The organism is Photobacterium profundum, from assembly GCF_003026285.1.
Lineage (GTDB): Bacteria > Pseudomonadota > Gammaproteobacteria > Enterobacterales > Vibrionaceae > Photobacterium > Photobacterium profundum.
Map to the genome: position 1 here is coordinate 15,670 of NZ_PYOD01000006.1, position 17,837 is coordinate 33,506.

The window sequence follows — 17,837 nt, forward strand, 5'->3', positions numbered from 1 at the left end:
AATGAAATAAGTAGCACCAGTGCCGAAGTGACATGCTTCGGCACTTTTTAAGGACGATAGAAGGGGCAAGGAATGTTTACGTTTCTGGTCAAGCGCCTGTTTCAGGCACTGATAGTGATGTTTGTGATCAGTCTGGTGGCATTTGCCATTCAGGATAACCTTGGCGACCCATTGCGAGAGCTAGTGGGGCAGTCTGTATCAGAAGCTGAACGTCAACAATTGCGTGACGATCTCGGTCTAAACGACCCATTCGTGACTAAATATAGCCGTTTTATTACTAATGCCGTTCAAGGCGATTTAGGTACGTCATATTTCTTTAAGCGCCCAGCAGCAGAAGTGATTCTGGATAAACTGGTGGCAACGCTTGAGCTTGTGTTTGGCGCAACACTTATTATTATCGTGGTGTCGATACCACTCGGGGTTTATTCTGCTATCCACCCCAATAGCATGTTTACTAAAACCGTGATGGCGCTAAGTAGTGTCGGTATTTCTATACCAGTTTTCTTAACTGCGATCATGTTGATGTATGTTTTCTCTATTGAATTAGGTTGGCTGCCGTCTTATGGCCGAGGGGAAACTGCGAATGTATTAGGCTGGCAATCGGGCTACTTCACCATTGATGGTCTTAAACACTTAGTACTGCCTTGTGTCGCGCTTGCTTCCATCATGCTGCCACTGTTTATTCGTCTTGTTCGTTCTGAAATGCTGGAAGCGTTAAGTTCGGAGTACATTAAGTTTGCGAGAGCTAAAGGCTTAGCAAGCAACAAGATTTATTATCAACATGCGTTGAAAAATACCATGTTGCCAGTATTAACTGTCGGTGGGGTGCAGATCGGTACAATGGTTGCCTACACTATTTTGACTGAAACGGTATTCCAATGGCCTGGAACAGGCTTGTTGTTCCTAGATGCGATTAACCGTGTCGATACGCCGTTAATCACTGCTTACGTTATCTTCGTGGGCTTAATCTTTGTAGTAACGAATACCATTGTTGACCTGCTATATGGCTTGGTTAACCCAACCGTTAATCTAACAGGTAAAGGGGAGTAAGTTATGAATACAGTAACAGTAACCGCTCCAAGCCGTTGGGAACGCTTTAAAAACTCCGATATCGTGTACTACTTCTTGAAAGATAAAGTGGCGATGTTCAGTTTTGCCCTTTTCCTTACTTTTGTATCTGCCTCAGTATTAGCACCATGGATTGCACCGACAGACCCTTATGATTTGTCGGTGATCGATATCATGGACTCTGAATTGCCACCATCTTGGATGGAAGAGGGCGATAGCCGTTTTCTGTTAGGCACGGATGATCAGGGGCGAGATATTTTCTCTACCATTCTTTATGGTTCTCGTTTATCACTCACCATTGGTTTATTAGCCGTTGGTCTTCAGTTAATACTGGGTGTGACAATTGGTTTAAGTGCAGGTTACTTTGGTGGTCGCATCGATAGCTTCTTGATGCGCTTTGCTGATGTGCAGCTGTCGTTTTCAACCATGATGGTAGCCATCATCGTGTCGGCAATATTCCGAACCGTCTTAGGGTCTGAGCTGTTTAGTCAATATGCAGTGGTTATGCTGGTGGTGATTATCGGTGTGGCTGAATGGCCGCAGTATGCGCGTACTGTGCGTGCATCAGTATTGGCCGAGAAGAAAAAAGAGTATGTTGAAGCTGCGCGTGTAATGGGATTCCGTTCGCCACGTATCATGTTCCGCCATATTTTGCCGAACTGCTTATCACCTATCTTGGTTATTTCAACAGTACAAATTGCGAATGCGATTATGTCGGAAGCAGCATTATCTTTCCTTGGTCTAGGTTTGCCAGTTGATCAACCGTCATTAGGCTCATTGATCAGTATTGGCTTTAATTACATTTTCTCCGGCTCTTGGTGGATCACTGCATTCCCTGGCATCGTTTTGATCTCTCTGGTATTGGTGATTAATTTACTGGGTGATTGGCTACGTGATGTGTTTAACCCGAAGCTGTATAAAGGCTAACGTCTGACGTTACTGAACAAAAAAGGTGATCTTCGGATCACCTTTTTTATTAGTTGGAACTGGTTTTTTCGGTAGCAAGTGGTTGTTAATAGGGTTATTTTGTTCGTAAAGTAGACACTTGGACAAGAAGTTGAAAACTTTGCGCTATTGCTACTAGCAATTCTCTGTCAGCGGTATACAATAATCAGCACATCTAGGGGTGTAGCTCCAATTGGCAGAGCAGCGGATTCCAAATCCGCGTGTTGGGAGTTCGAATCTCTCCACCCCTGCCAGATTTAGAAAAAGCCTCGCATTTATGCGAGGCTTTTTTGTTGGTATCGAAAAGTTGCGTGACAACATGCTACGTATATTTAGCTTTTCATCATCAGCTGATAGCCGATAAAGCAGGCCGTAATGCTCAAGGCTACATTCAGTAGAATGTTTAGCCCTGCTTTTATGAACTCACCGTGCTGCATTAAAATGACGTTATCCATCGAGAACGTAGAAAAGGTTGTCAGTGCACCAAGAAAGCCCAGGCCGATAATTGGACGCCATGGTCCAGCTTCAATTAACCCTTGGTTAAGTGAAGACATTAAAATGCCCATCAGCAACGAACCAATGACATTGACGGTTAGCGTACCGTATGGGAATCCGCGTCCTAAAAGTACGACGCAAAGCTCTGATATCAAGTAGCGCGAGCAGGCTCCGAAGGCTCCCCCGAGGGCAATAAAGCCCAATAATGTAAATTGACTCATTGGTATCTCATTTAAAATGAAAGAATTGATATACTAATACCATAATTAGGTTTAATTATTCATCCGCATATCGTTTCAAAATTGAAATCACTGTTTCCTGTGCAATATATATTTTTTATTGCGACATACTTGTTATAGCAGCAATATAACTATCGTTAGGTATTACGAATTGTTTTTCTTTGGGAGGCAACATCATGGCACTTTACCAAACTATTTTATTATCAGTGAATCCTGATGATATCGATGCACATAAGTTAATGATTAAAGCGGGTGTAGTGGCAGAACAAAATAATGCAGAGTTGCATATTGTGTTCGTTGAACCTGGTGTCGGTAATGTGAGCTATATGGATGTTGAGTTGGGGTTGGAAGAGAGCCACAACGATCTCGAGCTTAAACGCATGAATCAACTGTCTGAGCTGTCAAAGCAATCACCCTACCCAGTACGTGCAGTTCATATTGCTGATGGGGGGGTTACTAACCATGTAATTGAGTTGGCAGAAAAAATTAAAGCTAACTTAGTGATGACGGGTTACCACAAAAATCGTTTTCACTGGTGTAATGATATTAGCCACGACGTTGCTCAAGAAGTGAAATGTGATGTCATGATTTTGCAGTAATATTGATAGTTGGTGGTTAAATAACATACAAAATAATGCAGGGACAGTATATTTATGTCGGATCTGAATTTTTATCGCTACTTCATCACTTTTTAAGTTTTGTGGTTGCCGTGATTTGTTCCCTTCCTTATACTTCCTCTTGAAACTTGTCGGAGTGCCACATGGCTGAGACCGTATTACGGGATCCGTTGAACCTGATCAGGCTAATACCTGCGAAGGGAACAAGAGAAAATCTTCTGCCTAACTGTATTGATAGAACTATTATTTATACTTAGTTAGCGCATCAGATAATGCTGCACATACTCTGTGTACGCCTCTTGTTTATGCACCAACCCGTCAAGCAACTTTCCCTACATGGATACAGAGGAATTTGCTATGTCGATTCGCAAACAAGCGAGATTGGAAGCTAAACAATTTATAGATTCACTGACTGCACAACCTTTCCCTAATTCACAAAAAGTGTACGTTCAAGGTAGTCGAGCAGACATCCAAGTACCGATGCGTGAAATTTCACTGGCTGATAGCTTAGTCGGTGGTAGTAAAAAAGATCCCATCTTAGAGCCGAATGAACCGATCCGTGTTTATGATACGTCTGGTTTCTATACTGATCCGAATCAACCCGTTAATATTTATGATGGTCTAGAAAAAGTGCGCTCAGGTTGGATTGAAGAGCGTGGCGATACCGTATTGCTGGAGGAATCAAATTCGGTATACACCAAAGAACGTTTATCTGATGAAACTCTCGATGAGCTGCGCTTTGATGCCCGAATTCAAGCACGCCAAGCGGCTGAAGGGCACTGTGTCACTCAGCTGCATTATGCGCGCAAAGGCATCGTGACACCGGAAATGGAATATATCGCGATCCGTGAAAATATGGGTCGTGCCAAATATGCCGATGAAGTGCTAAACCAGCAGCATCCAGGAATTAACTTTGGTGCCAATCTCCCCCCTGAAATCACCCCTGAGTTCGTGCGCAAGGAAGTCGCCGAAGGCCGTGCAATTATTCCTGCCAATATCAACCACCCAGAATCAGAGCCAATGATCATTGGCCGTAACTTCTTGGTAAAAGTGAATGCCAATATTGGTAACTCGGCAGTGAGCTCCTCCATTGAAGAAGAGGTCGAGAAACTGGTGTGGTCGACCCGCTGGGGGGGCGATACCGTCATGGATCTTTCTACTGGACGTAATATTCACGAAACCCGCGAATGGATTATCCGAAACAGTCCAGTGCCGATTGGTACTGTGCCAATGTACCAAGCACAGGAAAAGGTCAATGGTATTGCTGAAAACCTGAACTGGGATGTCTTCCGCGATACGTTGTTGGAGCAGGCTGAACAAGGGGTCGATTACTTTACGATCCATGCTGGCGTATTGCTGCGTTATGTACCGATGACCGCCAAGCGCGTCACTGGTATTGTTTCTCGTGGCGGATCCATAATGGCAAAGTGGTGTTTGGCTCACCATGAAGAAAGTTTTCTATATATGCACTTTCGCGAAATTTGTGAGATTTGTGCTCAGTACGATATTTCACTTTCTCTCGGTGACGGCTTACGTCCGGGATCGGTGGCAGATGCCAATGATGAAGCCCAGTTTAGTGAATTACGTACCTTAGGCGAGTTAACTAAAATCGCATGGGAATACGATGTTCAGGTCATGATTGAAGGGCCGGGCCATGTGCCGATGCACATGATCAAAGAGAACATGGATGAGCAGCTTGAGCACTGCCACGAAGCGCCGTTCTATACGCTAGGCCCCCTGACGACTGATATTGCACCGGGTTATGATCATATAACCTCGGGTATTGGTGCTGCGATTATTGGTTGGTACGGCTGTGCCATGTTGTGTTACGTCACCCCGAAAGAACATCTCGGTTTGCCCAATAAAGATGATGTAAAAGTCGGATTGATCACCTACAAGCTATGTGCTCATGCGGCTGACTTAGCTAAAGGTCACCCAGGTGCGCAAGTTCGAGACAATGCATTATCAAAAGCCCGTTTTGAATTCCGCTGGGAAGACCAATTTAACCTCGGCTTAGACCCTGATACGGCACGTGCCTATCATGATGAAACTTTGCCTCAAGAATCAGGAAAAGTCGCGCATTTTTGTTCGATGTGTGGGCCTAAATTCTGCTCGATGAAAATCTCTCAAGAAGTGCGAGATTATGCCAAAGGGCTAGAAGAAAACGGTGATATAGCAATTAAATTGCTTGATAACCCGTTAGAAGGCATGCAGCAAAAATCCGATGAATTCCGTTCTCGAGGCAGTGAGCTATATCACCCTGTTCAAGAGGAAATCTAATGAGCTCTTTATGTTTACCAGATCACTTAACGCCGTTACTGATGCATGTTGAACCACTGCTTGCCAATGCTGATCAATATCAGCTAGGTAATGCGGTTAGTGTTAGCGTGAGTGAATCGGGTGTTGTAGACATTAAGATTGAAGAGCGTCAGCTCAGCCTGGTTTTCAACCAGGCTGAGGCTGGTTTCGCAGGATTAAAAGTATTGGACCAATGGTACGCGCCGTATCCCTGTGTGCGGGAGATGCAATTAAAGGTTGAGCAAGACAGTCGTTTGGTTGTGTGTGGTCTGCCTACCGAAAATGGCTGTGTTGATATCTGGCACCACAATGGCGAAGCGCGTGCGGTTTACTGCCATCATGCAGGGGCAGGAGAGCCACAGCGTGCAATGTTACTTTGCGCATTAGCCTTAGATTATCCTTTGGAAGATGCCGTGACATTAGCGCGTGCTCATGCGCGTGGATACCAAAGCTCTCACCAAGATGGTCACGGTGAAGTTAGCTGGCCAGTATCACGTGAGCTATTCCCATGTCCGTTAACGGCGAATCATCCCGAAGTGGATGTGTTAGGTTGGCAGAGCAAAGAAGTGGCAGTTAAACCGTTTTCTGCCACCGATGCATTGCAATTGGCGTTGTATCCGGTGGTTGATACAGCTGAGTGGGTAGAGCGCTTGCTTGATCTTGGGGTAAAAACCACGCAATTACGGATTAAGAACCCGCAAGACCCACAGCTTGAAACTCAGGTGCAGCAAATTATCGCTGCTGGTAACCAGTACAAAGCACAAGTCTTTGTGAATGACTATTGGCAACTGGCGATAAAACACCAAGCGTACGGTGTTCACCTTGGGCAGGAAGATCTTGAAACCGCAGATTTAGTGGCGATTCAGCAAGCGGGTTTACGGATTGGCTTATCGACACATGGCTATTACGAAATATTGCGTGCCGCTGAATTCTCACCAAGTTATATCGCATTGGGTCATATCTTTCCTACCACGACCAAAGAAATGCCATCAAAACCGCAAGGACTGAACCGTTTGGCGCTATACCAAAAGCTGATTGGCGATACATTCCCAACTGTTGCAATTGGCGGAATTGATTTACCTCGTGCCGAAAAAGTGTGGCGTACAGGGGTCAGCAGTGTTGCTGTGGTACGTGCAATTACCGAGGCGAGCGATCCAGCTGTTGCGGTTAATGCATTTAACCAGTTATTAGTGCGTCCTGAATTCCCTGAAGTAATTAACGAGACAATAACGGATCGTATTGATGCTGACTGATCAAGAATTTTTACGTTATAACCGCCAAATCATGCTGCCAGATATAGGGGAGATTGGGCAACAAGCCTTATCACAAGCACAAGTATTGCTTGTCGGCGCTGGTGGGTTAGGTTCTGCGGCTGCGCTTTATCTTGCGGGGGCTGGGGTCGGTAATATAGTGATTGCCGATGATGACGAAGTCGATAGCTCAAACTTACAGCGTCAAGTTATTTACCGTGATGCCGACCAAGGTAAAAGCAAAGTCAAGATGGCAGCAGCGCACCTTCAGGCTCTAAACCCTTATATCAAAGTCAGAGCGGTTCAGGCGCGATTGGCTGATCAGCGGTTAGCCATTGAAGTGGCACTGGCAGATATTGTGTTGGATTGCTCTGATAACTTGCCAACGCGTCACGCGGTTAATCAAGCGTGCGTTAAAGCGCAAAAGCCCTTGATATCAGGGGCTGCCATTCGTTGGCAAGGTCAGTTAATGGCATTTGATAATCGGTCAGGAACAGGGCCGTGTTACCACTGTTTGTTCCCGATCCAACCAGATGCCGCGCAAGAGCCTCAAAATTGCAGTAACTCAGGCATTGCTGGCCCAGTAGTTGGCATGATGGGGACGATGCAAGCTTTAGAAACGATTAAATGTATTACTGGTGCAGGTAGTGTGGCCTTTGCCGCTCTGCAACAATTTGATGGATTAACCATGGCTTGGCAGCGATTTAATATTGCCGCCGATCCACAGTGTCCAGTGTGTCGCCAGCACAATGACAATGGAGAGTAAGTCGCTAATGACAACCCACACCGATAATCCAACCGATGTAATGATCCAAGTTCTGGTCAATGAGAAACCCGTCGAGTGCTCATTGGATCTCAATCTTGAAGCGCTACTTACTGAATTAGAAATGCCATTACAAGCAACGGCTGTTGCCCTTAATGACGATATTGTTGCGCGCATCCAATGGGGCAGCACGATATTGAATGCTGGCGATCGTATTGCTTTATTTCAAGCTATAGCTGGAGGCTAAAATGTTAACTATTGCAGATAAAACGTTCTCTTCTCGTCTTTTTACCGGAACCGGTAAATATGCTAACAGCCAGGTGATGGCTACATCTATTATCGCGTCTGAATCTGAGTTGGTGACGATGGCGTTGAAACGCGTTGATATTGATAACCGTGACGACGACATTCTTGCCCCTTTGATTAAAGCTGGAGTGAACCTGCTCCCTAATACTTCAGGGGCAAAAAATGCCAAAGAAGCAATTTTTGCCGCGAAGCTTGCCCGTGAAGCCTTGGGTACCAATTGGCTGAAGTTAGAAATTCATCCAGACCCGAAATATTTAATGCCCGATCCAATCGAGACATTGGCTGCCGCCGCCGAGCTGGTGCGTGAAGGCTTTATCGTTTTGCCTTATTGCCATGCCGACCCTGTGCTATGCAAGCGTCTAGAAGAAGTCGGTTGTGCTGCTGTGATGCCGTTAGGTGCCCCGATCGGCTCCAATAAAGGGCTGGCATCGCGTGACTTCCTTGAAATTATTATCGATCAGGCGCGAGTGCCAGTTATCGTTGATGCTGGTATTGGCGCGCCATCTCATGCTGCTGAAGCGATGGAAATGGGGGCAGATGCAGTGCTAGTGAATACGGCGATTGCTGCTGCAGCCGATCCTATTGCTATGGGGCGAGCATTCAAGCTTGCGGTTGAAAGTGGGCGTATGGCGTATGAAGCCGGTTTGGCTGGCACGGTAAACCATGCAATTGCGTCAAGCCCATTAACGGCTTTCTTAGATCAGACCGCATAAGGGTTGTGCATGAGTTACGTTGATGTTTGGAAGCAGCTAAATTGGGATGATGTACGTCTATCTATTTATAGTAAAACAGCGACAGATGTAGAGCGTGCATTACGGAAATCGAAGCGTGATTTGGAAGATTTCAAAGCGTTGATCTCTCCAGCCGCTGAACCGTATTTAGAACAAATGGCACAGCAATCTGCGGCATTAACCCGTAAACGATTTGGGCACACCATGTCGTTTTATGTGCCTTTGTATCTTTCTAATCTTTGTGCGAATGCCTGTACTTATTGTGGTTTTTCAATGGAAAACCGGATTAAGCGTCGTACGCTTACCTTGGCAGAAATTAACCAAGAATGCCAAGCCATCAAAGCGATGAATTTTGATAGCGTATTGCTGGTAACAGGTGAGCATGAACGCAAGGTAGGAATGGAGTACTTTCGCGAAAGTGTGCCTGCGATCAAACAGCAATTTAGCTATCTGGCAATGGAAGTGCAGCCGCTAGAGCAAGAAGAATATGCCGAGCTGAAAACCTTAGGCTTGGATGCCGTGATGGTGTACCAAGAAACCTATAGCGCGCCGACTTATGCCGAACATCATTTGCGCGGCAATAAGATGGACTTTGAGTATCGCCTCGCCACGCCTGATCGTTTGGCTAAAGCTGGGATAGATAAAATCGGAATAGGTGCGCTGATTGGGCTTGAAGAGTGGCGGACAGACTGCTTCTTTGCGGCGACTCATCTTGATTACCTTGAACGTACATATTGGCAAACCCGATATTCTATTTCCTTCCCGCGGTTACGCCCGTGCGAAGGCGGATTACAGCCGAAGTCGATAATGAGTGATCGTCAGTTAGTTCAGTTGATCTGTGCCTATCGGATGTTTAATCCGCAAGTGGAGTTATCATTATCGACCCGAGAATCACCCGAGTTTCGTGATAATGTATTACCACTAGGTGTAACGAGCATGTCGGCTGGTTCGAAAACTCAACCGGGTGGTTATGCTAACGATGAGCCAGAACTGGAGCAATTTTCGATTAGTGATGATCGTTCGGTTGCTGATGTGGCAGCTGCCGTTAAGCAGAATGGTTTTGAAGTGGTATGGAAAGATTGGCACCATGCTTACTCCGGTTAATGACGGCTAGAATTAGTTAGCGTCATGTTTAGCGCAATAAAAAACGCCCGTATACTTCAGCGAATTTTCGCGAAACATGTATACGGGCGTTTTAGTTTGTTTTATTTACTGAATCTGAACTTACGAGTGATTTAGCGTTTCAGTGGTGCTGTCGCTTTTGCAAGCCATGCTAGATCATCACCTTCAAGGGATGGGCTAATCACGGTAAATACCGTGTGGTGGTAATTGTTTAACCAAGCTAATTCAACATCATTTAGCAAGCTTAAATCAATTAAACGGCGATCAATCGGTGCACGAGTTAACGACTCAAAGCCCATAACGGTCATGTCACCTTGGGTCTCGACTTCAACGATTAATTCTAGGTTTTCAATACGAATACCAAAGGCATCTGCACGGTAGTAACCCGGCTCATTCGATAACACCATGCCCGGTAGCAAGGCTGTTGGGTTGTAGTTCTTCGCAATACGCTGCGGTCCTTCATGCACGCTAAGGAAGTGACCCACACCATGACCAGTACCGTGGTCGTAGTCGAAGCCATTTGCCCATAGGTGTTGACGGGCGAGTGCATCAAGTTGAGAGCCTGTTGTGCCTTTTGGAAAGCGTGCTGATGCTAAAGCAATATGACCTTTTAATACCAAGGTAAAGGTGTGTTTAACCTCATATCCAGGCTGACCAATGGCAATTGTACGAGTGATATCGGTTGTGCCATCTGGGTACTGACCGCCTGAATCGACAAGGTACACATTATCCATTTCCAGTACACTAGGTTCTGGTTGGTTTAAGTGATTATAATGACACATTGCAGCGTTGCTGCCAGCAGCTGAAATCGTATCAAAGCTCACATCAGTACAGCTAGTATCTTGAATACGGAACTGCCATAGCTTGTCAGATAGCGTGCCTTCATCCAGCAGGTTACCCGCAGCAACCTGTGCATCTACCCATGCTAGATATTTAGAGACTGCAACACCATCACGGATATGACAGGCTTTCATGCCTGCTATTTCAGTTGAATTTTTTTGTGCTTTTGGCAGTAAACAAGGGTCTGCGGCTTCAATAAGGTTGGCACCTGCAGTATGTAATGTTTGACCTGCCCATGCATTGCTTGTTGCCGGATCAATCAATACTTGCTTACCACCTAAGGCCTGTAAACCTGTTTCCAGTGCGTCAGGTTGATGAATACGAACACCGTCGCCAACGTGTGAGGCAAACTCTTCCGGTAAGCGAGCGGGGTCAATGTAGAAATCGACGCGTGCGTCAGCATGAATAATGGCTGTTGATAATAAAACCGGTAGGCTTGGCACATCGCTACCACGTACGTTTAATAACCACGCAATACTATCGACTTGTGTTAATAACGCTGCTTCAGCTTTTAGGTTCGTAAGTTTTGCTGCAATTTCACTACGCTTGTCAGCACTGCTTTGGCCAACAAAATCTAATCCCATTAACTTGGCGTTAGACAATGTTGCCGCAGGACGATCATGCCATAGCGTTTCGATAGGGTTTTGATCAATACATACAAGCTCTAATGCACCCGCAAGGCTTTCTGTTGTTCGTGTTAACCATGCACCGCTATGAAGGCGAGCATCAATGGCCACTTTACTGCCAGCAATCAGGTTATCTTGTGCCCATTGTACTGGTGGCTCTTCAATAAGGTGACGGTATTCAAATACATCACCCGGTACTTGCTTACGTACCTGAACCACATAGCGACCATCAACAAAAACGGCAGCTTTATCACGCGTGATCACTGCCATACCCGCAGAGCCAGTAAAGTCAGTAGCCCAAAGTAAGCGTTCATTATGCGCGGGAATATATTCGCCGAGGTATTCATCTTCATGAGGAATAAGCAAAGCGTCGAGTTGATTGCTAATCAACCATTGGCGGATCTGCTCAACACGTTGTGAGATAGCTGCTTGCATGTTTTGAGGTTCCTTGTTGTATGTCACCGTCCGTGTGACGGAAAGTTGCCAGCCGAAATAATTAAGCGTTGATTACTGAACGTTAACTACTGAACATTAATTATTGAACAATGAGGTGCACTTTTTATATCTCGTTTATCGCATTCAGTTGCTCTGGCATATCGTATTACGTTATCGCTTTTGTTGGCTGGCTGCAATTAGACGGAAGATAAATCACGACAACGACTGATGATAATTTGACGTAACCAACTATGCCCGAGGTCTTTTTCTTGATGTTGATGCCAAAATAACGTGTAAGCCATAGCAGGAAGTTCTGAAGGTAAAGGCAGTACCACTAAATCCAATTGAGCAGCAATGTAATTTGCGAAGTGACTCGGCGCGGTAAACACTAAATCTGTGTGAGTGCATAAGCTTGCTGCACTATTGAAGTCGGGCACATACATTGCAATATCCCGCGTAAGGCCTTGCTCTGCTAATTTATAATCCAATAACCAGCGATCATCTTGCCCACATCGTACCTGAATATGGCGCTGTTTAAGGTAGTAGTCTTGATCCCATTCAGGGCTGTCAGGGCTCAAAATAGGGTGTTCTTTGCGTACGATGCAGCACTGGGTGTCGCGACATAGTTCTTGAGAAATGATGCCTTTAGGTGGCATCAATGTCAGCATTGCATCTTTGGGGTTCAGATCTTTACCAGTGATCCCGAAATCGATTTCCCCGCGTTGCAATTTATCAAAGGCATTACGTTCCCACGCGCGAGTATCGAGAATTATATTGGGGCCTTCAGAAAAGATATCACCAAGAAACTGCGGTAAAAATAAAGGATAAGCACTTTCTACCAGTGCCATTTTGAAATGACGATCACTGCTTTTCGGCTCAAAGATTGCGGGAGCGGTAAGGTTTTCGACATCCCGTAATAATTGTTCTAGTAATGGGACTAATGCCAACGCACGAGGGGTGGGCTTGATACCGTGAGCAGAACGGGTAAACAAAGGGTCATTAAATTGGTCACGTAAGCGCGTTAAGGTTTTACTCACCGCCGATTGACTGAGGTTAAGGCGCTTTGCTGCATGAGTAACGCTGCACTCTTCAAGCAATACATGCAGACAAACTAAGAGATTAAGATCAAGTCGGGCAAGCTTTTCGAATGACACAGTGCACCCCTGAAAAAGTGATATTCCAAAATGGAAATTCTGGTTTGAATATAAACCATTTCTATTCATATCACTAAAGCCTTAGACTGCCGCTGTCATTAAATAGGAAAGTAACATGCAGCCAGAAACAGCAACGGCAAGTCAATCAACAGCCGTATCAGGAACAAGATTAATCGCCTTAATGGTGGTACTTGTTTTATTTAGTCCTCTTGCGATCGATATTTATTTACCTGCATTGCCAGCAATGGCAAAGGAATTTGCGGTAGATACAACCCGTGTGCAAGATACCGTTACATGGTTCATGTTTAGTTTAGGTCTTGGCCAACTCTTGGCGGGTCCATTAGCTGATCGCTTTGGTCGTCGCCCTATTGCGTTAGGTGGTATCACCATTTACGCATTGAGTGCCGCAATGGCGTATTGGGCACAAACATTAGATTTATTGCTGGTGGCGCGTTTATTACAAGGCTTCGGCGCTTGTGCAACATCGGTTGCGGCTTTTGCGGCAGTGCGTGATAGTTTTGGTCCTGAACGTAGCGGTCGTATGATCAGTTATTTAAACGGAGCAATCTGTTTCATTCCAGCTTTAGCGCCGATTCTTGGTTCATGGTTAACCCACGAATTTGGTTGGCGTTCTAACTTTAGTTTTATGGCGGGTTTTGCGATTGTAGCGGGTAGCTTTATTGCTATTTGCTTTAAAGAAACGCGCCCAGCGGATACCAATATTGAAGGTTCGATGATTAGCTTCGAACGTTATATGTCAGTATTGCGCGAACCAGTTTTCTTATTCCATGCGACGCTATGTATGTTAGCAATGGCAGTGATTCTGGCTTACGTTACATCAGCACCAGTTTGGTTGATGATGGAACTCGGTCAGGATATGGGGCAATTCACGATTTGGTTTGGTATTAATGCCGCACTCAATATTTTAGCGTGTATGGTCGCACCCAAATACATGGATCGCTTTGGTACTCGTCGCACGCTTAAAACAGGGCTGATCTTATTAATTGGTGCTGGTGCGGCAATGTTGGTATTGAGTAATATCGCACAAGCATGGGCATTTATGCTGCCTATCTTTATCTGTTCATTTGGCTTTGCATTTGTTCTAGGTTCATCGGCAGGTAAAGCACTTGCACCATTTGGTGACCGTGCAGGAACCGCTGCGGCATTACTGGGTTTATTCCAAATGAGTGGCGCGGGTTTGATGGTAAGTTTGACGCAACGTTTAGATTTTTCACCACCAATTTTACTGACGTTTCAAATGTGGCTAGTGATTCCTGGCTTATTGATTCTTTGGTCTAAAGTGGGTCGTAAATGGCACACGGTATCAGCTAATTAGAAATTTATAACTAGACGCCTTTGCTCTTCGAGAGGCGCTGGGTCTCGACAACCCTGTAAAACGTTAGCCTGTCTTTGTGACAGGCTTTTTTTTATCTTGTTATTCGTTCGATGCATTAGCTAGATGTGTTTGCTGCAGGGGCTTTCTTGCCTTTCCACTGTTGGATTAAGAGGCCGCAGACTATCAGCACCAAACCGACCAAAGTAGAAGGGTGAATTTCTTCGCCAATAATCGTAGCTAACAGAAGCAGTGAAATAAACGGTGAGATGAAAATCAAGTTACTGATCCGCGCCGTATTGTTGGTTAAGCGTAATGCGTTTATCCACAAGACGAAAGTGATCCCCATTTCAAATAGGCCGACGTAACTCACAGCTATCCAACCTTGCCATGGCACTGGTTTCCAACCGCCCAAATACACACTTAAGCCAATCGAGAAAGGTAACGACACCAAAAAACCCAATAATACCCCGAGCACTGGGTCGGCTTTATTTTTAGCATTTAAGATCCAATACATCGCCCATAGAATGGTTGAAAATAAGGCCAACCCGACACCTAATGGGCTATCAAACTGCAACGCGGTAAGATTGCCTTTGGTAGCGATCACTATCACACCGAAATAACCTAGCGCACAAGCTACCCAATCTTGTTTTCGAATTTTCTGACCGAGGAATACCGCTGCCATTAATGTCAGGGTAATTGCCCAGCTATAGTTGAGTGGTTGGGCTTGAGATGCGGGTAGCAACTCATACGATTTAAATAAAATAAGGTAATAAGCAAAAGGATTTATCAAACCGAGCGTAAGGTAATAAAAAGGACGGGCAGTAAACGTTCGACCTAATAAGTGCAGCTTGCCTTGATAGAGTGCAATTGCCGTCAGTGCGATAGCTGAAACAATACTGGCAGCGACCATCATTTGAATAGGAGTAAAATATTCAAGGGTGATCTTAAATGCGGTTGCGACGGTAGACCAGAGTAATACAGCAGCTAAGCCATATCCGAGCGCATGACGTTCGTTCATTTTTTTCCTACGATTCGGTTAATAATAAGAGGGGGGATCAGTGCGCTAGTCTATGCGATTGTTTTTCTAACAACTAGATCACATCTTTCAACGCTGTGATTGTCTCCGCGTAATTTTGGTCACTATTTTTCACTTGGTTTTCACTAACGGATAACTGCTGGACATTTATCCAGTATCCACTTAGCCTTTATGTCTGATATTTTTCTTTTTTCAGGTTTAAATGATGATGGCAGAATGGCTTAACGGTGGTGTACTGGCGATATTGGCTGCAATGTCCGGTGCAACTATTGCGAGTGTGTTAACTGCAATCTGGATGAAAGGGCGCTTGCAACAACAGGCACAATTGTTCCAACAGCAGATTGATGCAGGTGTACAGTTGGCACAAAGCCGTGAACAGCAAATTCAAACGCAATTAACTGAACGAAATGATGAATTAGACGAACTGGATGTTGAGCGCGATCGCTTGACCAATGAATTACGCCAAATGCACGGTCGTCTTGCTGGTGCATTAGAAAAAATGCGCCATTTCGAAGCGTTGAAAAATGAAAAACAATACTTTTCTGAACAACTGGAAAATGCACGAGCAGCCAATGCCGGGCTTGAAGGGGATTTGAGAGAACAAGAAGCGCGTCATTTTGAAGAACAAAAAGCTGCGGAAGAAAAAATTGCATTGCTCGTGAATGCAGAAGAGCGTTTACGGGTGCAATTTGAAAGTTTAGCTAACCGGCTGTTTGAACAGAAAACCCGAACGGTTGATGAGCAAAACAAACTCAGCATGGAATCGATTCTAAGCCCATTAAAAGCACAGCTTGAAGGCTTTAAGAAACAAGTGAATGATAACTTTAGCCAAGAATCACGTGAACGCCACACCTTAGTGCATGAAATTAATAACCTTAAACATTTGAATGAACAAATGGCACAAGAAGCCGTTAACTTGACTCAAGCGTTAAAAGGGGACAATAAAGCGCAGGGTAATTGGGGTGAAGTAGTACTGGCACGGGTGCTGAGTGAATCCGGTTTACGAGAAGGGCACGAATACCAAACGCAAGTCAGCTTAGAAAATGAAGAAGGAAAACGCTATCAGCCCGATGTAGTGGTGCATTTGCCGCAAGATAAAGATGTGGTGGTAGACGCTAAAATGTCACTGGTCGCGTACGAACGCTTCTTTAATGCCGACACAATTGCAGAACAAGAGTTGGCGCTAAGTGAGCACGCTGCTTCGTTACGAGCGCACATGCGTGGATTAAGCCGTAAAGATTATCATCAGCTTCATGGGCTACATAGCCTCGATTATGTCTTGATGTTTATACCAGTAGAGCCTGCATTCCAAGCTGCTATAGAGACTGACCCAAGCTTGATCCGAGATGCAATGGATTTGAACATTATGCTGGTGAGCCCGACAACATTGCTGGTGGCGCTACGTACGATAAACAACTTATGGCGCAATGACCGTCAAAATCAAAATGCCAAACAAATTGCTGAACGTGCCAGTAAGTTATACGACAAATTACGTTTGTTTGTGAGCGATATGGAAACAGTAGGCGTATCACTTGATAAGGCGAACCAAAGTTATCAAGGGGCAATGAATAAATTGACCTTAGGGCGAGGCAATGTGATTCGCCAAGCGGAAGGATTTAAACAGCTTGGGGTTGAAGTTAAGCGTGATATAAACCCAATATTGGTAGAAAAAGCGCAATCTACCTTGAATGAACTACCCGAAAGAGGTAATTCAGAGCGCTCAGAAGTAAATGATTTGTCGTAGTGCTTTGAGCAAAGCTCAAGCATCAAGTACACTACGCTGGTTATTTACACAAATTATAAGCATAACGGATGTAGCATGACGGACACCACACAAGATACGACTCATTTCGGCTATCGAACCGTAGCCAAGGACGAAAAAGTGAATTTAGTCGCGGATGTATTCCACTCCGTTGCCGCTAAATACGACATTATGAATGATATGATGTCGCTAGGTATTCACCGAGTATGGAAGCGTTTTACTATTGACTGTAGTGGTGTGCGCCGTGGTAATCGCGTGTTGGATTTAGGCGGTGGTACGGGTGATTTAACCGCTAAATTCTCACGTATTGTTGGGGATGAGGGTCAAGTTATCTTGGCTGACATCAATAATTCAATGCTGAAGGTTGGTCGCAGTAAATTACGTGATTCTGGCATTGTTGGTAACGTAGGTTACGTACAAGCGAATGCAGAAGAGCTGCCTTTTCCTGATGACTACTTCGATTGCATCACTATCAGCTTCTGCTTACGTAATGTGACCGATAAAGAGAAAGCATTACGTTCGATGTATCGTGTGCTGAAGCCCGGTGGTCGTTTGTTAGTGTTAGAGTTCTCTAAACCTATTGTTGAGCCTTTATCTAAAGTTTACGATGCGTATTCGTTCCACTTGTTACCTAAAATGGGTGAGCTGATTGCTAACGATGCAGAAAGCTATCGTTACCTCGCTGAATCTATCCGTATGCATCCGAATCAAGAAACCTTAAAAGGTATGATGGATGATGCAGGTTTTGAGCAAACCAACTATTACAACCTAACCGGTGGTATTGTTGCGCTGCATCGTGGTTTTAAGTTCTGAG

The 17,837-nt window shown here is 45.0% G+C and carries 16 protein-coding genes, 1 tRNA gene and 1 riboswitch; of the genes, 13 read left to right on the plus strand and 4 right to left on the minus strand.

The genetic code is table 11. The features are described from left to right. Positions 1-72 precede the first annotated feature (72 nt). From C9J48_RS15575 to C9J48_RS15585, 3 genes are all read left to right on the plus strand, one after another. Positions 73-1,050: an ABC transporter permease gene (locus C9J48_RS15575; RefSeq protein WP_006233211.1), complete on the plus strand. Its 978-nt coding sequence runs from the start codon at positions 73-75 to the stop codon at positions 1,048-1,050. 3 nt (positions 1,051-1,053) lie between these two features. Further along, positions 1,054-1,995 (plus strand): ABC transporter permease, encoded by a 942-nt coding sequence (locus C9J48_RS15580; RefSeq protein WP_006233212.1) that lies wholly within the window; start codon positions 1,054-1,056, stop codon positions 1,993-1,995. Between the two features lie 195 nt (positions 1,996-2,190). Next, a tRNA-Trp gene (locus C9J48_RS15585) sits at positions 2,191-2,267 on the plus strand. A 78-nt stretch (positions 2,268-2,345) separates the two neighbouring features. Here the strand turns inward: C9J48_RS15585 and crcB are convergent. Next, on the minus strand, positions 2,346-2,729 hold the full coding sequence (gene crcB / locus C9J48_RS15590; RefSeq protein ID WP_006233213.1) for a fluoride efflux transporter CrcB: 384 nt from the start codon (positions 2,727-2,729) through the stop codon (positions 2,346-2,348). A 194-nt stretch (positions 2,730-2,923) separates the two neighbouring features. On the opposite strand from crcB, the gene C9J48_RS15595 reads away from it, so the two are divergent. From C9J48_RS15595 to thiH, 7 genes are all read left to right on the plus strand, one after another. Continuing rightward, positions 2,924-3,346, plus strand: a complete 423-nt coding sequence (locus tag C9J48_RS15595; RefSeq protein ID WP_006233214.1) for a universal stress protein — start codon at positions 2,924-2,926, stop codon at positions 3,344-3,346. Positions 3,347-3,486: 140 nt separating this feature from the next. After that, positions 3,487-3,584, plus strand: a riboswitch (TPP riboswitch). Positions 3,585-3,721: 137 nt separating this feature from the next. Continuing rightward, the gene (thiC, locus tag C9J48_RS15600) at positions 3,722-5,644 is read left to right on the plus strand and encodes a phosphomethylpyrimidine synthase ThiC (RefSeq protein WP_036804243.1); all 1,923 of its coding nucleotides are present in this window, start codon (positions 3,722-3,724) and stop codon (positions 5,642-5,644) included. Further along, the gene (locus tag C9J48_RS15605; RefSeq protein ID WP_006233216.1) at positions 5,644-6,915 is read left to right on the plus strand and encodes a thiamine phosphate synthase; all 1,272 of its coding nucleotides are present in this window, start codon (positions 5,644-5,646) and stop codon (positions 6,913-6,915) included. Before thiC ends, C9J48_RS15605 begins: the two co-directional genes overlap by 1 nt. Continuing rightward, complete coding sequence (locus C9J48_RS15610; protein ID WP_006233217.1) at positions 6,905-7,678, plus strand: HesA/MoeB/ThiF family protein; 774 nt, start codon at positions 6,905-6,907, stop codon at positions 7,676-7,678. Before C9J48_RS15605 ends, C9J48_RS15610 begins: the two co-directional genes overlap by 11 nt. A 7-nt stretch (positions 7,679-7,685) precedes the next feature. Next, on the plus strand, positions 7,686-7,922 hold the full coding sequence (gene thiS, locus C9J48_RS15615; protein ID WP_006233218.1) for a sulfur carrier protein ThiS: 237 nt from the start codon (positions 7,686-7,688) through the stop codon (positions 7,920-7,922). Between the two features lies 1 nt (position 7,923). After that, positions 7,924-8,694, plus strand: a complete 771-nt coding sequence (locus C9J48_RS15620; protein WP_006233219.1) for a thiazole synthase — start codon at positions 7,924-7,926, stop codon at positions 8,692-8,694. Between the two features lie 9 nt (positions 8,695-8,703). Further along, positions 8,704-9,816, plus strand: coding sequence for a 2-iminoacetate synthase ThiH (gene thiH / locus C9J48_RS15625; protein WP_006233220.1), 1,113 nt, complete (start codon positions 8,704-8,706; stop codon positions 9,814-9,816). Positions 9,817-9,947: 131 nt separating this feature from the next. Here the strand turns inward: thiH and C9J48_RS15630 are convergent, their stop codons facing one another. Together C9J48_RS15630 and C9J48_RS15635 are read right to left on the minus strand one after the other, a co-directional pair. Beyond that, on the minus strand, positions 9,948-11,735 hold the full coding sequence (locus tag C9J48_RS15630; protein ID WP_006233221.1) for an aminopeptidase P family protein: 1,788 nt from the start codon (positions 11,733-11,735) through the stop codon (positions 9,948-9,950). 197 nt (positions 11,736-11,932) lie between these two features. Continuing rightward, entirely contained in the window at positions 11,933-12,889 is a 957-nt protein-coding gene (locus C9J48_RS15635) for a LysR substrate-binding domain-containing protein (protein WP_006233222.1), read from the minus strand. A 115-nt stretch (positions 12,890-13,004) separates the two neighbouring features. Between C9J48_RS15635 and C9J48_RS15640 the strand changes: the two genes are divergently transcribed. Beyond that, positions 13,005-14,225, plus strand: a complete 1,221-nt coding sequence (locus C9J48_RS15640) for a multidrug effflux MFS transporter (protein WP_006233223.1) — start codon at positions 13,005-13,007, stop codon at positions 14,223-14,225. Positions 14,226-14,340: 115 nt separating this feature from the next. On the opposite strand, the gene C9J48_RS15645 is transcribed toward C9J48_RS15640, so the two are convergent. Beyond that, the gene (locus tag C9J48_RS15645) at positions 14,341-15,243 is read right to left on the minus strand and encodes a DMT family transporter (protein ID WP_006233224.1); all 903 of its coding nucleotides are present in this window, start codon (positions 15,241-15,243) and stop codon (positions 14,341-14,343) included. A 223-nt stretch (positions 15,244-15,466) separates the two neighbouring features. Here C9J48_RS15645 and rmuC point away from each other — a divergent pair, with 223 nt between their 5' ends. Together rmuC and ubiE are read left to right on the plus strand one after the other, a co-directional pair. Continuing rightward, positions 15,467-17,005, plus strand: coding sequence for a DNA recombination protein RmuC (rmuC, locus tag C9J48_RS15650; protein ID WP_006233225.1), 1,539 nt, complete (start codon positions 15,467-15,469; stop codon positions 17,003-17,005). A gap of 75 nt (positions 17,006-17,080) precedes the next feature. Continuing rightward, positions 17,081-17,836, plus strand: coding sequence for a bifunctional demethylmenaquinone methyltransferase/2-methoxy-6-polyprenyl-1,4-benzoquinol methylase UbiE (gene ubiE / locus C9J48_RS15655; RefSeq protein WP_006233226.1), 756 nt, complete (start codon positions 17,081-17,083; stop codon positions 17,834-17,836). Position 17,837: the final 1 nt, after the last annotated feature.